The following is a 14181-nucleotide window of genomic DNA, read 5'->3' as shown; positions in this document are numbered from 1 at the left end:
AGCCCGCTATAGACCGCAGGCCAAGGACAGGCCCCGCCGACGACGGGAACCGAACGAACCCGGACCAGCTACTCCGTCCGCCAGGAATCCCACAGCGCGGCATACGAGCCACCCAGTGCCAGCAGTTCATCATGCGAGCCGAGTTCCGTGATGTTGCCGTCCTCCACCACTGCCACCCGGTCGGCGTCGTGCGCCGTGTGCAGCCGGTGTGCAATGGCGACGACGGTGCGCCCTTCCAGCACCGCGTTGAGGGACCGCTCAAGGTCGCGGGCCGCCTGCGGGTCGATGAGCGAGGTGGCCTCGTCCAGCACCAGGGTGTGTGGATCCGCGAGAATCAGGCGTGCGAGCGCAACCTCCTGCGCCTGTGCAGGCGTCAGCTCGTGCGCACCTGACCCCACGTCCGTGTCCACGCCCTCAGGCAGCGCGCTCGCCCAGGCAAGAGCGCCGACGTCGTCCAGTGCCTTTTCAATCTCACCGTCCGACGCATCCGCCTTGCCCAGCCGCACGTTGTCGGCCAGCGAACCCACAAACACATGGTGCTCCTGGGTGACCAGCGCAACCTCACGCCGCAGATCCTCCAGCGGAAGATCCACGAGCGGAACGCCGCCCACAGTAACCGAGCCCCCGGTGGGGGGATGAATCCCGGCGATCAAGCGTCCGAGCGTCGACTTTCCAGCGCCCGACGGGCCCACCATGGCCAGCCGCTCGCCGTGACGCAGTGTCAGGTCAACGCCGTGCAGCACATCGTGGCCCGGCCGGTACGCATAGCGTGCACCGGAGATCAGGATGTCCTCGTTGACCGGTTTGGCATCGGTGGCCTGCCTGTCGGGTGGAACGTCCTTGATGCCCACAATCCGGGCCAGCGATGCAGCGCCCACCTGGATTTCATCGGTCCACATGATCAGCAGATCCACCGGATCAATCAGCCGTACCGCAAACAGCGCTACCGTCGCAACAATCCCGGGCGTCACTGCGTCAATGGAGGCCAGCCAGCCGCCCCACAGCAGCACACCTGCAACTGGCAGCCAGAACGCCGTGTCGGCTGCGGGGAACAACACAGAGCGCAGCCACAGGGTGTAGCGCTCCGCCTTGAAGCTGACCGTCAGTGAATCGTCGATGCGCTTCCGGCGCAGCCCGCCGAGGTTGAGTGCATCCACCGTGCGGGCGCCCTCAATGGTTTCCGTGATGGAGCCGTTCACTCCGGCATAGCTCTCCCGTTCGGCCATGTAGCCGGCCGAGCTGCGCTTCAGATACCAACGGGTCACCGGATACAGCAGCGGCAGCCCAACCAGCAGGGCGATGGACAGCAGGGGTGAGGTGAGGACTGCAGCGGCAAGCGTGATGATGATCGTGACAATCGAGACCACCACCTGCGGCACGCCGAAGCGCACCGTGTGGGAGACGGAATCGACGTCGTTGGTGGTGCGTGATACGAGGTCACCGGTGCCCGCCTTCTCCACGGTGGACAACGGAAGTGAAGTTAGCTGTTCCATGAAGTCTTCGCGCAGTTCAGCGAAAACCGTCTCGCCGAAGACCATGCCGGCGCGCACGGCGAACCTGCGCAGGACCGCCTGGATCACCAGGAATCCCAGCATCAGCAGGGACATGGCTGCGATGAACCCGGAGGTGGTTCCGGCAATCACGGCGTCCACCACCCGGCCCAGGATAAACGGACCAACCAGCCCCGCAGCTGCCGAGCCGACATACAGGGCAACCACCCGGGTCAGCCCGCCGCGGTGCTGCTTGATCAGACGGGTTGCTTCGGTCCGCACTTCCCGCGGCCCGGCCACGGGCAGCTTGCCGGAGACAAACGTGCTCTTGTTCGCTTCCACTGACGTCTCACTCACTGCGGATCACCACGTTTCGGTAGGCAGGTTGACTTGCTAGTAGGTCCTGGTGCGTTCCCTCGGCGCTCAGGCGTCCGTCCTCGAGGAAGACCACGTGGTCCATGACGCCCAGCATCAGCGGGCTGGCGGTGACGACGACGGTGGTGCGGCCTCCGCCGCCACGGGCACCGGCCAGCCGCGCGGCAATGCGCGACTCGGTGTGGGCGTCCACCGCGCTGGTCGGTTCGATCAGCACCAGGGTTTCCGCTTCCGTGAGCAGCGCCCTGGCGAGAACCAGCCGCTGCCGCTGGCCGCCGGAGAATCCGCGGCCCCGTTCGGTGACCTCGTGATCGAGCCCGTTCTCCACGCCGTCCAGGATGTCCAGCGCGCTGCAGGCCTCGAGGGCGCGGAGGATCGCGGCGTCGTCGTGCCTGCTGTGTGGATCCAGCTGGGAGCGCAGGGAACCGGTGAATAGTTGCGGGCTGGCCTCGCTCACAACAATGCGGCTGCGGATGTCTGCAAGCGGAACATCCCGCAGGGACGCGTCACCCCAGCGGATCTCGGCACGTTCCAGCAGCTCGTCTTCGAATCGTCCAAGGCGGGTGGCAAGTTCTGCGGTGGCACCCGGGTCGGCCGAGACCAGCGCGGTGATCCGCTCCGGCCTCACCACCACGGAACTCGCTGAATCGACCAGCGGGGAGGATGTGGCGGGCGCCGGCGTTGCCGCACCATTGTCGGAGACGTTGGCCCCGATGGTCAGCACGTTGATGATCTTCCGTGCACCGACGTGTGCCCGGATGAAGTGGGACACCCCGTCCGCCGCCGTGCGGATGGGCGTCATCAGGAAAATGGAGTAGCCAAACAGCGCCACCAGCTGGCCCGGGTTAATCTCGCCGTTCAGCACCAGGGTTGCACCCACCCAGGTGAACACCACGCTGAAGGCGCCGGCGATGAACACCTGCGAGGCCTCCAGAGTGGCCAGTGAATAGGCCACCCGGATTCCGGAGTCACGGGTCTTCGCCGAGCGTTCGCGGTAGCGGTTCACGAAAATGTGCTCGCCGCCGATACCGCGCAGCACGCGCAGGCCGGCCACCGTGTCCGCTCCAACAGCGGTCATTTTGCCGGAGTCCTCGCGCTGGGCGCGCTGGCGGGTCTGCAGCGGCCGCACAACGAAGAGCAACAGGCCGCAGCAGGCCGGAACCCCTGCCAGCACTACGATCCCCAGGGTCGGGGAGCTTTGGGCAATGAGTGCGCAGACCACCAGCCAGGCCACTATGGCGCCGGCCAGCCGGGCCGCGATGTAGAAGATTTCACCCAGCCGGGTGGCATCGGATGCAGCTGTTGAAACAACTTCTCCGGTGGAGAGCTTTTTCGGCAGCGCATCACCCGTCTGGGTGATGCGGTATCCAACCAGGCGAATGGATTTGAAGGCGGCCTGCATCCAATTGCTGATTGCTGCGCGGTGACCCAGCATGCCGGCGAACGCCTGCGCAACGGTCAGGAGGACCAGAAGGCCAACCCACATGAGGAGGGCGTTGAAGTCCCCGGCAATCACGCCGTCATCAATGGCTTTTCCCAGTACAAACGGGACCAGGGCCTGCGCAACCATCAGCGCAGATTCGAGCACCACGGCAGCGGCCAGCGTTGCCTTCTGCTTGGACGCGAGCCAGAGGAGATAACCGGCAGGAGAGGTGAGCCGGGGAGCTCCGGGATCGGGGTATGGGTACGAGCGCACGAAGATCAATCTTAGTCTCAATCCACCCCAAGTGATAGGGATATCCCAATCACTTTTCCAAATGTGATGCAGATCTCGTCAAAGCCGTTCCATTCGCTGTAGTAACACCGCACGAAGTACCGTTAAGGGGTGTTGAAAACCGCCCTCAAACCCCGCTGGATCCTTGCGCTGATCCTCGCGCTGGTGATCGCGGCGGTCTTTGTGCTCCTGAGCCAGTGGCAGTTTTCCAGTTCGAGGGACGCACCGCCTCCCTCAACAGCTTCCACCGAACAGGTCCAGCCACTCACCAGTACCTTTGAACCGGGCATTGCGATGACGCCGGCAGTCGCTGACCAGCTTGTCCGCATGGAAGGTTCGTTTGTCGAGGACACCCGTGTGCTGGTCCAGACCCGGCTGCAGGGTGACCTGGATGGCCTGTGGGTGGTTTCGGCCTTCGAGGTTGACAACACGGAGACGGTTATTCCGGTGGTGCATGGCTGGATTCCCGACGCCGCAGCAGCGGCGGATGTACCGCCGGCGGAGGGCGCCGCCGTCGTGATGGGCCGCCTCCTGCCCACCGAAGCGCCGGTGGCACAGCGTCCGGTGCCGGGCCAGGTGCCCACCCTTTCGGTCGCCGAGCTGACCAATCTGTGGGACGTGCCTTCCTACGCCGGCTTTGTGGTCTCCTTCGAAACCACTGTGGCCGGCGCTGTGCTTGAGCCGCAGGCGCCGCTTGAGGCGGTCAGTGTCGGTCCGCAGCCGCAGGAGACCCCGATCAACTGGCTCAACATCTTCTATGCAGCCGAATGGGTGGTCTTTGCCGGCTTCGCATTCTTCCTCTGGTGGCGGCTGGTGGCCGACGATTACCGGCGCACGCAGGAGGACCAAGAGGACGACGACGAACCGGAACACCCGATTCCGACGCACCAAACAACCACACAGGAATCAACCGAGGTGAGACCGTGACAGATCCGGCACGAACAGCGGAAACCGGCAAGACCAGTAAGCCCAAAAAGCGCCGTTTCGGCGGAACCCACGCACAGATCCGGTCGGCGCTGGGGTTCTACAAGGTTTTGGCCTATGTCACGGGTGTCATGCTGCTTCTGGTGGTGGTGGAGATGGTGGCTTCCTACGGGTTCCAGTCCCACATCATTGCCGGCGGCGAGGGCGGCCCCATTTCCTTCGTGAGCAAATACGTGGACAACACCACCGGACTGAATCTGTCTACGGCGGTGCTCATTGTGCACGGCTGGCTCTACGTGGTGTACCTCATTGCCGATTTCCGGCTGTGGCAGCTGATGCGTTGGCCGTTCAGCCAATTCATCATCATCGCCCTCGGTGGGGTGGTGCCGCTGCTCTCGTTCATCGTGGAGAGGCGGATCCACCGCCGGGCCGAGGCCGAGCTGGCGGCACACCCCGAAGCTGCGCCTCGTTACTAGGCCACCGTGACTCAAGGTGCGGACACACTCCGCTGCCACTATTGTTGACGGGTGACTAACCCCGTTTCCAGCACCGAACATCAGCCCGTCCTCGTTGTCGATTTCGGCGCCCAGTACGCGCAGCTGATTGCCCGCCGTGTCCGTGAGGCGGACGTCTACTCCGAAGTTGTTCCGCACACCATGGCCACTGATCAGATGATGGCCAGGAACCCGGTGGCCATCATCCTTTCCGGTGGGCCATCCAGCGTTTACGCGGAGGGCGCCCCGCGGGTTGATCCGGCATTGTTCGACGCCGGCGTGCCGGTTTTCGGTATCTGCTACGGATTCCAGGCCATGGCGTCGGCACTGGGGGGCACGGTCGCCAAAACCGGGCTGCGGGAGTACGGTTCCACCGATGTGAGCGCCTCCGAAGGGTCACGCTCCATCCTCGAAGGCACGCCCGATCACCAGAACGCCTGGATGAGCCACGGCGACTCGGTGCAGGCGGCCCCGGAGGGCTTCGAGGTGCTCGCGAGTACCGCTGGCGCCCCGGTTGCCGCCTTCGCCCATGATGGGAAGCGTTTGTACGGCGTCCAATGGCACCCGGAAGTGAAACACTCGGCGTATGGCCAGCGGGTATTGGAAAACTTCCTCTTCAATGGCGCCGGGCTGAGCCCCAACTGGACCACGGGAAATATCGTCGAGGAGCAGGTGGAGCGAATCCGTGCCCAGGTTGGCGATGCGCGGGTGATCTGCGGACTCTCCGGCGGGGTGGACTCTGCAGTGGCCGCGGCGCTGGTGCAGCGCGCGGTGGGAGACCAGCTGACCTGTGTGTTCGTTGACCATGGGCTGCTCCGCGAAGGCGAGGCCGAGCAGGTGGAGCGGGACTTCGTAGCAGCCACTGGTGTGAACCTCTACGTAGCCAATGAGCAGGAGCGGTTCCTCAAGGCGCTGGAAGGAGTGGAGGATCCCGAGACCAAACGTAAGATCATTGGCCGTGAGTTCATCCGCGCCTTCGAAGAAGCAGAACGGGCGATCATCGCCGACGCCGAAGCCCACGGGGAGAAGATCCGGTTCCTCGTGCAGGGAACCCTGTATCCCGACGTCGTTGAATCCGGCGGGGGAGAGGGTGCTGCCAACATCAAGAGCCACCACAATGTCGGTGGCCTTCCCGAGGACCTGCAGTTTGAGCTGGTGGAGCCGCTGCGCACACTGTTCAAGGATGAGGTGCGGGCAGTGGGAGCGCAGTTGGGCCTGCCCGCCGAGATTGTTGGACGCCAGCCGTTCCCCGGACCGGGGCTCGGCATCAGGATTGTCGGCTCGGTGAATCAGGAACGGCTTGACCTGCTGCGCAGGGCGGATGCAATCGCCCGAGCGGAACTGACCGCCGCCGGCCTGGATAATGAAGTGTGGCAGATGCCCGTGGTGCTCTTGGCTGATGTGCGCAGCGTGGGGGTCCAGGGCGATGGCCGCACTTATGGCCATCCCATCGTGCTTCGCCCGGTATCGAGCGAGGATGCCATGACGGCGGACTGGTCCCGTCTGCCCTACAATCTTCTTGCGCGGATATCCAACCGGATCACCAATGAGGTGGACGGCGTCAACCGGGTGGTTCTCGACGTCACCAGCAAGCCGCCTGGAACCATCGAATGGGAGTAGGCCCGGCATGACCGGTGCGGGTTTTTGGGGACGGGCCGCGTTGCTTGCGACAGGTCGGGCGCCTTGTCGGCTAGCTTGGAAGACATGCCAATCTGGTCAAGATCAGTTCGTGAGGATGCAGGGAAGAGGATAGCCGTGCCAGTGCAGGATGCCGGGGACTCCGCCGAGGACTTCCTTGTGCCATGGCTGAAGCAGCTGGGCCCGCACGCGGGAACAGATACACTCCTGCACTTCACGCCGTCACCGTCCAACAGCATCGATCTGACGCATGCGCACCCGTCCGGGCTGGCGCAGCTCCTTGCCGGCCGCAAAACCAGGCTCTCCACGCTGCTGCGGGATAACGAGCAGTACGGCGCGGCAATGAAGGCCGCCCGCCGGCTGCGCGCAAAGACGCACGAGCTCAGCACCGAGCGCGGGATCGATGTGGGTTACCTTGCGGCAGGCACCGCCGGGTGGCGCAGCGTGCACGACGACGGCAGGACAGAGTCGCTGACAGCGCCCGTGCTGCTCACGGCAGTCTCGCTCACTGTGCACGCGTCGCAGGACGACTATGAGCTCCAACTCACCGAACATGCCCGAATGAACCCTGCCCTGGTCCGGCATCTGCGCAGTAATCACGGCATCACCATGGATGCCGCAGCTGTGGCGCGGCTGGCTTACAGCACTGCACGGTTTGATCCGCATCCTGTTTTGGACAGGCTCCGGCTGCTCACGGACAGCGTTCGGGGGATGAACGTGGAGCACCACATTCTCGTGTCGACCTTCGCCGACCTCGCCGATATCGCCGCGGATCCCGCCGCCAAGCCGGATCACCCGTTGCTTGCATCCCTCATGCAGGCCGCACGGGAAGGCATTGACATATCGGCGGAGGTAGAGCCGCCCGCCCGGGGTCTTCCCGTGGATGAGAGGCACCCGGACTCCGAGTTCCTCATCCTTGATGCTGACGCTCCTCAACAGCGGGTCCTCGACGCGGTGGCGGCGGGCGGTTCCGTGGTGGTCTCATCCCCTCCCGGTACGGGTCAGACGCAAACGGCGTTGAACGCCGCCGCTGCGCTCGCCGAGCAGGGCAAAAGCGTTCTCGTGGTGGCGGAAAGACGGGGGACGCTGAACCAGTTTGTCCAGGAGCTCGACTCGCTTAACCTGGGCTCGCTGGTCCTTCAACTCAACACCAATCTGGGCGGACAGCAGCTCAAGGACCAGCTGATCCGCGCGATTGTCCGTAACGAGAAAGCCGTCCAACCGCAGCTGGCCACCCTGCACGAGACCCTCGTTGCCCACCGGCACAAGCTACTGGATCATGTGCGGTCCCTGCATAATGTGCGCACACGTTGGGGCTGCTCGCCCTATCAGGCCATGCAGTCCCTTGCCGAACTGACATCGCTCCAACCCGCGCCGGCCACCACCGTGCGCCTCAAACGCAGCGTGATGGACAGTATCCCGGACCGCGCAGAACTCACCGGGCGGCTTCGGCGGGCTGCGGAACTCGGCAGCTTCAGCAAGGTGGCAACACACAGCCCCTGGTATGGTGCCAAACTGCTCAACCGCAAGGACACCGAGCGGGCGCACGGGCTCGCCGTTGACCTCGCCCGGGATATCCCGCTGCTGCGGGACAAGGTGCGGAAAGTGGCGGACCACTCACAGATCACCCTGGGCGGCACCTTTGACGAATGGGGAGAGCAGCTTGATCTGCTGGTTTCCGTGCGTGCCAGCCTTGATAAGTTCACGCCGGACATTTTTGACCGTCCGGTCACGGACCTGATCTCGGCAACCGCTTCCTCGACGTGGCGCCGCGAGCGTGCCATTGAGATGAGTTCGATGACGCGTTCCCGGCTGCGCCGGGTGGCCAAGGAGTATGTGCGGCCGGGTGTGCACATCGCCGACCTGCATGAATCGCTGGTGGAGGTGCAGCAGCAGCGCACCCTGTGGACCCGGTATGCCACCACTGAACGGCACCCGTCGGTGCCCACCGGTCTGGCCGAGATCAATATTTTTCACCGGCAGGTGCAGCGGCAGCTCAGGGAACTGGCCAAGGTCCTGGCGGCCACTCCCGGGAAGCCTGAACTCGCCTCCGTGCCACTGGACGTGCTGGAGGATACGCTCGCTTCGCTGGCCGGGGACAAACAGACGCTGGCCACGCTCCCTGAACGCACTCTGCTGGTTGACGAGATGCGTGAGCACGGCCTGGGCGAGTTGTTGGATGATCTTGCGGAACGCGAAGTGAGCGCGCGCCAGGTGGGTGCGGAGCTGGAGCTTGCGTGGTGGCAATCTGCGCTTGAAGCAATGATCAGTGGCGACGATTACCTGGCAATGGCCGACGGCGCGAGCCTCAGGAAGCTCGAAGCGGAGTACCGGCTGGCAGACAACGCGCACGTCGCTTCCGGGGCTGGACGCCTTCGCTGGGCTCTGTCCAAGCGGTGGCGGGCGGCCCTTGAGACCATGCCTGCGGAAGCCGACCAACTGCGGGCGCTGCTCCGCGACGACGGAATGGACTTGGCAACACTGAGTTCCCAGGCCAATGAACTGGCAACAGCGCTGATGCCCGTCTGGGCGGCAAGTCCGCTGGTCCTTCCGCTGGTGCTGCCTCCCGATCAAACCTTCGACGCCGTCATTGTGCTTGATGCCGACTCCATTTCCCTGCAATCTGTTGTGCCTGCGCTTGCCCGGTCCCGCCAGGTCATCGCATTCGGCGACGATCGTCTGGGCGGACCCCGGAGCTTCACCGTAGCGGTGGAAGAATCCGAAACCCCGAGGACCGCAGCGGAGCACCTCCCCAGTGCCTACACGGCACTGGCTTCCGTACTGCCTTCGCTGAGTCTCCGCGTTGTTTACCGGGGCATCGACAAGGCGCTCACCGGGTTCCTCAGCGACCGGTTCTATGATGGGCAGCTCTCCAGGCTTCCCCAGGGTGCCGAGGTCACCGGAACTGGACGGTCGCTTGTGGTTGAGTACCTTCCGGACGGAACGGGTATGCCCAGCTCGGATCACGATGGCGTGGAGAGCGTCGCGGTGGAGGTCAACCGCGTGGTGGACCTCGTATTCGAACACATCCGCAACCGTCCCAGTTATTCACTTGCCGTGGTGACCGCCAGTGCCCGCCATGCCCACCGGGTTGGTGAGGCTATCCGGCTGCAGATGGCCAATCAGCCCTGGGCTTCGGACTTCTTCAAACCGGGCCGGGAGTCGTTCAGGGTGATACCCGTGGACCGTGCAGCCGGCATCGCACGCGACTGCGTCATTTTCTCGCTGGGATTTGGCCGAACCCCGCACGGGCGGGCACTGCACAACTTCGGCCCGCTCTCCACCTCCGACGGGCGGGGCCGGTTTGTCACCGCGATGACGCGTGCAAGGTATCGTCAGCACGTTCTGACCTGTTTCCGGCCGGAGGATCTGGACCCGGACCGCCTGGGATACGGCGCACTGGACTTTTACGAGCTGTTGGAACGGGAGCTTGGTGCGCCGTCTGTTCACACCGAGCCAGCGGTTTCCTCAAATGATGGAGGTAATCCAGACCCGCTGGTGGCCGACCTGGTGGAACGCCTTCGGGGACGTGGAGCTGCGCTGGTTGACCATTTTGACGGTGTGCTGGACATTGTGGCCAAGCGCGCAGAGTCTGCGGCGCCGATGGAAACGGCCGATCCGGAGGACACGCCGGTGGCGCCAATTGCCATCGAGTCAGATGGCACCGAACGGTACAGAACCATGACCGTTCGTGAGCGCAGCAGACTGCGCCCCCAGCTTCTTGAACGCATGGGATGGCGGTACATGCCTTTGTGGACGATCGAAGTGTTTACCGACCCCGAGGGATGCGCAGACCTGATCGGCGGTTACCTGGGGCTTGACGCCGACAGCGGGCCCGGCGGCAAGAGTGCCGGCACAGCCCGGCGTGTCAAGGAACCACAGTCAGCTCACACGACAGAACGGGACAACAAAGTGCGGGACACTGCGAAGGCAGCGCCGGAGGCGGACGTCCTCCCCAAGCGTGCGGCCGAGGACGATCCTCGATCCTGGAATGAGTCGGACGGTGACCGGGATACCTGGTTGAAGGACCAGCGCCCGCCCCACTGGGACTAGGGCGAATCTGTTCGGCCTCAGAGACCGCAATGACGACCATTGCCAACCTGACCGCAGACTGTCATCCTTGGGGAATCCGCACTTGCTACAGCGAACCAAGGACAAGACGATGCCGCTCTATTTGTCGAAGTTCAGCTACACACCGGAGACCTGGGCGAGGCTGATCAGCAACCCCGAGGATCGCGGAAAGGCCGCGCAGACATATATCGAATCGGTCGGTGGGAAGCTCCATGGTTTTTGGTATGCCTTTGGCACTCACGACGGGTATAACATCTGGGAGGCTCCCGACGACGTGTCCATGGCCGCGGTTGCGTTGGCGATCAGCGGCGGCGGAGCATTGAGCTCAATGGAAACGACAGTGCTTTTGACCGTGGACGAAACGATGGAAGCACTAAGGAAAGCCGAACAGATCAAGTACCGGCCTCCAGGCAGCTGATAATCCCGGCTGATCCCTATTCCTTTCCCGTAAGCACCAGATGGACTTGCCCTGTGCTCGAAGCACCCGCAAGGGCCGCCGCATCGGCCGGGTCTGCCGCAACAACCACCAGCCCCTCCTGGCCGCCGGAGTTTGGCCAGGGACCCGCACCGGAGTCGGCGGCCGTCCACAAGACCGGGAGGCCGCGGGCAAGCACACTGTTCTGCGCCGATACCTCATAGCCGTTCCCCGTGCTCAGCACAACGTCCACCAGCAACCCGGGTGAAAGCAACTGCACCGTGGATTCATCAGCGGGGCGGAGTGGTACGGCCACGGTGCCTTCCGGTGCGCCGGCGAGCAGTCCAGCCCCAACAAGAAAGTTTTCCGCCACAACGTCGCCCCGGTAGAGGGGTGTGGCGAGCTGTTGTCCTATCAACCCCTCCATGTCGCGGAAGGCATGACGCGGGACCGCGTCAGCGGGAAGCTCTGTGGTGGTGAGTTGGCTGGGATCCAGAACTGCGCCGGCTGGCAGGTCTGCCGAAGCCACGATCACTGATTGAGTGTGCTGGTCATCGGGCAACAGTGCCTCAACGGTGATGCCGGCCGCCGCGCACAGGAGGGCTGCGGCAATCAACCGGCGCTTCCGAAAGACAAAGCTTCGGAAGATCTGCGCAGGGGGCCGTTTTGCCCGAGGAATTCGACTCATGCATCGACGCTAGACCGAGTAGCTGCACCACGGAGGCGGGACGGACTCTATGTGGAAAAGACTCCCGGAACCGGCGGCTGTGGAGCAGAGGTGTTTGTGGGAGTACGGCCAGCGTCAGCTGGCAGCAGCGGCTGCCGGTGCGGCCGTGGAAGACGCTGAACCCGACGAGCCCGACGAGCCCGACCCGGACGAGCCTGACCCGGACGACGCAGACCCTGAGGCGGCCGGTTTCGCTGCCCCATCCTGGGAGGCAGGCTTCTCCTTGGTTTTGGTGCTGCCCGGTTCAACGGAGGACTTGGTGTCGCGGGAGTCCGTCCGGTAGAAGCCCGGTCCCTTGAACACCACTCCAACGCTGTTGAATTTCTTGCGCAGTGAGCCGGTGCACTCAGGACACACAGTCAGCGAGTCGTCGGAAAATGACTGCCGTGCATCAAAGGCGTGATCGCAGTCCTTGCAGGCGTATGCGTATGTAGGCATAGGAAATCCTCCTGGAAAAACCCTCGGTGGTAGTCCGTTGCGCTCAGTTGGCTCTGGCACTCAATGGATCAGAGTGCTAATTCTACATGGTCCAGCAGATGATCTTTGCGTCCGGTCACCGGATGGGCTGACCGGGCGCTGCGGCAAGGAGACCGGAAGGAACAAAAGCGCCCTCCAACGGCATATCCAGCTCAGTGCTTTGAAAGGTCCCGGCTGGCACAACTTCATGCTCGTAGAGGTATCCGATTGCTGGCGCCGCAGGCTGTGCCGTTCTCAACTTCGCGAGGAACCGGTCATAGTAGCCTCCGCCCTGGCCAAGCCGGTTTCCGGCATCGTCCATCGCGAGCCCGGGAACCAGCACAAGCCTGAACGGGTCCAGTTCGCCGAAAGTGTGGCGGGCGCCAACGGGCTCCAGCAGCGGTGCCCGCACACTCTTCACCAGGTCAATCCCGGGCAACCAGCGTGACCAGGACAGTTGGTAACGCGGTTCGCAGATTGGAACCACGACGTTGTACCCGGCACCATGCAACGAAGCCAGCAGGCGGTGGGTGCCGGGCTCCGGCGCGGCCGAGAGGTAGGCGGCCACTACTCTTTCGCGGCGGTCCGAAGCACCAAGATACCGCAGCACCTGTCCGGTCAGATCAGCTGCCGCAGCTTCCCGACCGGTTTCGGAGAGTTCCGTTCTGGCCGTTCTGAGGGTGCGGCGCAGGTCTTCCTTTTCGAGGAGTTTGCCGGAGCGCGTCATGAGGCCGACTCTACCGCGGGGGATAAGACGCGGTCATCCGCGCCAACTTCGCGGAAGGCGTTGCGCGTTCTGTAGTGTGGAGCCCATGACTGAGCGACCAAGAGTGAGTAAGGCCGTCATTCCCGCCGCGGGCCTCGGCACACGTTTCCTGCCGGCCACCAAGGCGATGCCCAAGGAGATGCTTCCAGTTGTAGACAAGCCCGCCATTCAGTATGTGGTCGAGGAAGCGGTCAACGCCGGCATCAATGACATGCTGATGATCACGGGCCGCAACAAGCGTTCTCTCGAAGATCACTTTGACCGGGTGCCGTTCATTGAGCAGACGCTGGAAGCCAAAGGGGACCTGGACAAGCTGGCCGCCGTGCGCGGAGCTTCAGAGCTGGGCGACATCCACTATCTCCGCCAGGGTGATCCCAAGGGCCTTGGACACGCGGTGCTTCGGGCCAAACTGCATGTCGGCGATGAACCGTTTGCCGTTCTCCTGGGTGATGACCTTATCGATGAGCGCGACGTGCTGCTCGAGACCATGATTGAAGTCCAGGCCAAAACCGGCGGTTCGGTCATTGCGCTTATCGAGGTGGATCCCGCCCAGATCAGTGCCTACGGCTGCGCTGACATCTCAGCGATAGATGGCGAGGATTACGTCCAGGTCAACAAACTGGTCGAGAAGCCTCCCGTGGACGAGGCGCCCTCCAACCTTGCAGTGATTGGGCGATACGTGCTTCACCCCCGGATCTTTGACGTCCTTGAAACCACGGGGCCGGGACGCGGCGGTGAAATTCAGCTTACCGATGCATTGCAGACGCTTGCTGCGGCAGACGGCGAAGGAGCCGGTGTCTATGGCGTTGTGTTCCGGGGCCGCCGCTATGACACCGGCGACAAACTGAGCTACCTCAAGGCCGTAGTGACACTCGCTTCCGAGCGGGAGGACCTTGGGCCCGATCTCCGCGAGTGGCTCAAGGGCTTCACCAGCACGCTCGACGGCTAGCCGACCACTGTGTGGCGGCGATTTACCTGGCCCGTGACCCTGGAGTCCAATGATTTGTCTCTCCGTCCAATCCGCCACCGGGACAAACGGGAGTGGATGGCGCTGCGGAAACGGAACACGGAGTGGCTCGCACCGTGGGAGGCGTCCAACCCGGAGCCCGGC

At 63.8% G+C, this 14181-nt stretch carries 11 protein-coding genes and 2 pseudogenes; 8 read left to right on the top strand and 5 right to left on the bottom strand.

All coding sequences use genetic code 11. The annotated features are described in order from the left end of the window. Positions 1-68 precede the first annotated feature (68 nt). Entirely contained in the window at positions 69-1847 is a 1779-nt protein-coding gene (locus Y708_RS0117525) for an ABC transporter ATP-binding protein (protein ID WP_051479120.1), read from the bottom strand. Then, positions 1840-3561: an ABC transporter transmembrane domain-containing protein gene (locus tag Y708_RS0117520; RefSeq protein ID WP_028280931.1), complete on the bottom strand. Its 1722-nt coding sequence runs from the start codon at positions 3559-3561 to the stop codon at positions 1840-1842. Before Y708_RS0117520 ends, Y708_RS0117525 begins: the two co-directional genes overlap by 8 nt. Before the next feature lie 129 nt (positions 3562-3690). Here Y708_RS0117520 and Y708_RS0117515 point away from each other — a divergent pair, with 129 nt between their 5' ends. From Y708_RS0117515 to Y708_RS0117495, 5 genes are all read left to right on the top strand, one after another. Beyond that, positions 3691-4506, top strand: coding sequence for an SURF1 family protein (locus tag Y708_RS0117515; RefSeq protein WP_028280930.1), 816 nt, complete (start codon positions 3691-3693; stop codon positions 4504-4506). After that, entirely contained in the window at positions 4503-4979 is a 477-nt protein-coding gene (locus Y708_RS0117510) for a DUF3817 domain-containing protein (protein WP_028280929.1), read from the top strand. The genes Y708_RS0117515 and Y708_RS0117510 overlap by 4 nt, the downstream gene beginning before the upstream one ends. A 51-nt stretch (positions 4980-5030) precedes the next feature. Then, on the top strand, positions 5031-6617 hold the full coding sequence (gene guaA / locus Y708_RS0117505) for a glutamine-hydrolyzing GMP synthase (protein ID WP_028280928.1): 1587 nt from the start codon (positions 5031-5033) through the stop codon (positions 6615-6617). 84 nt (positions 6618-6701) lie between these two features. Next, positions 6702-10688, top strand: a complete 3987-nt coding sequence (locus Y708_RS0117500) for a DUF4011 domain-containing protein (RefSeq protein ID WP_081746945.1) — start codon at positions 6702-6704, stop codon at positions 10686-10688. Positions 10689-10797: 109 nt separating this feature from the next. Beyond that, positions 10798-11124 (top strand): GYD domain-containing protein, encoded by a 327-nt coding sequence (locus tag Y708_RS0117495; RefSeq protein WP_028280926.1) that lies wholly within the window; start codon positions 10798-10800, stop codon positions 11122-11124. Between the two features lie 16 nt (positions 11125-11140). On the opposite strand, the gene cpaB is transcribed toward Y708_RS0117495, so the two are convergent. Beyond that, on the bottom strand, positions 11141-11809 hold the full coding sequence (cpaB, locus tag Y708_RS0117490; protein ID WP_155853918.1) for a Flp pilus assembly protein CpaB: 669 nt from the start codon (positions 11807-11809) through the stop codon (positions 11141-11143). 49 nt (positions 11810-11858) lie between these two features. Between cpaB and Y708_RS31580 the strand changes: the two genes are divergently transcribed. Further along, on the top strand, positions 11859-12131 hold the full coding sequence (locus tag Y708_RS31580; RefSeq protein ID WP_028280924.1) for a hypothetical protein: 273 nt from the start codon (positions 11859-11861) through the stop codon (positions 12129-12131). Positions 12132-12145: 14 nt separating this feature from the next. Here the strand turns inward: Y708_RS31580 and Y708_RS31575 are convergent. Together Y708_RS31575 and Y708_RS25990 are read right to left on the bottom strand one after the other, a co-directional pair. Next, a pseudogene (locus Y708_RS31575) lies at positions 12146-12286 on the bottom strand (FmdB family zinc ribbon protein); the annotation flags it as partial. Positions 12287-12401: 115 nt separating this feature from the next. After that, complete coding sequence (locus tag Y708_RS25990) at positions 12402-13031, bottom strand: 5-formyltetrahydrofolate cyclo-ligase (RefSeq protein WP_051479119.1); 630 nt, start codon at positions 13029-13031, stop codon at positions 12402-12404. Between the two features lie 85 nt (positions 13032-13116). Between Y708_RS25990 and galU the strand changes: the two genes are divergently transcribed. Both galU and Y708_RS31210 read left to right on the top strand, forming a co-directional pair. Further along, positions 13117-14019, top strand: a complete 903-nt coding sequence (galU, locus tag Y708_RS0117475; RefSeq protein ID WP_028280923.1) for a UTP--glucose-1-phosphate uridylyltransferase GalU — start codon at positions 13117-13119, stop codon at positions 14017-14019. A gap of 9 nt (positions 14020-14028) precedes the next feature. Next, positions 14029-14181 (top strand): annotated as a pseudogene (locus Y708_RS31210) (RimJ/RimL family protein N-acetyltransferase); the annotation flags it as partial.

The organism is Arthrobacter sp. H5 (assembly GCF_000520595.1).
Lineage (GTDB): Bacteria > Actinomycetota > Actinomycetes > Actinomycetales > Micrococcaceae > Arthrobacter_D.
This window is presented reverse-complemented; position numbering and strand designations above follow the sequence as displayed.

Excerpts from the sequence above, each read along its gene's own strand:
- Y708_RS0117500 (WP_081746945.1), top strand. The coding sequence starts at position 6,702 with ATGCCAATCTGGTCAAGATCAGTTCGTGAGGATGCAGGGAAGAGGATA.
- Y708_RS0117495 (WP_028280926.1), top strand. The coding sequence starts at position 10,798 with ATGCCGCTCTATTTGTCGAAGTTCAGCTACACACCGGAGACCTGGGCG.
- cpaB (WP_155853918.1), bottom strand. The coding sequence starts at position 11,809 with ATGAGTCGAATTCCTCGGGCAAAACGGCCCCCTGCGCAGATCTTCCGA.
- Y708_RS31580 (WP_028280924.1), top strand. The coding sequence starts at position 11,859 with ATGTGGAAAAGACTCCCGGAACCGGCGGCTGTGGAGCAGAGGTGTTTG.
- Y708_RS25990 (WP_051479119.1), bottom strand. The coding sequence starts at position 13,031 with ATGACGCGCTCCGGCAAACTCCTCGAAAAGGAAGACCTGCGCCGCACC.
- galU (WP_028280923.1), top strand. The coding sequence starts at position 13,117 with ATGACTGAGCGACCAAGAGTGAGTAAGGCCGTCATTCCCGCCGCGGGC.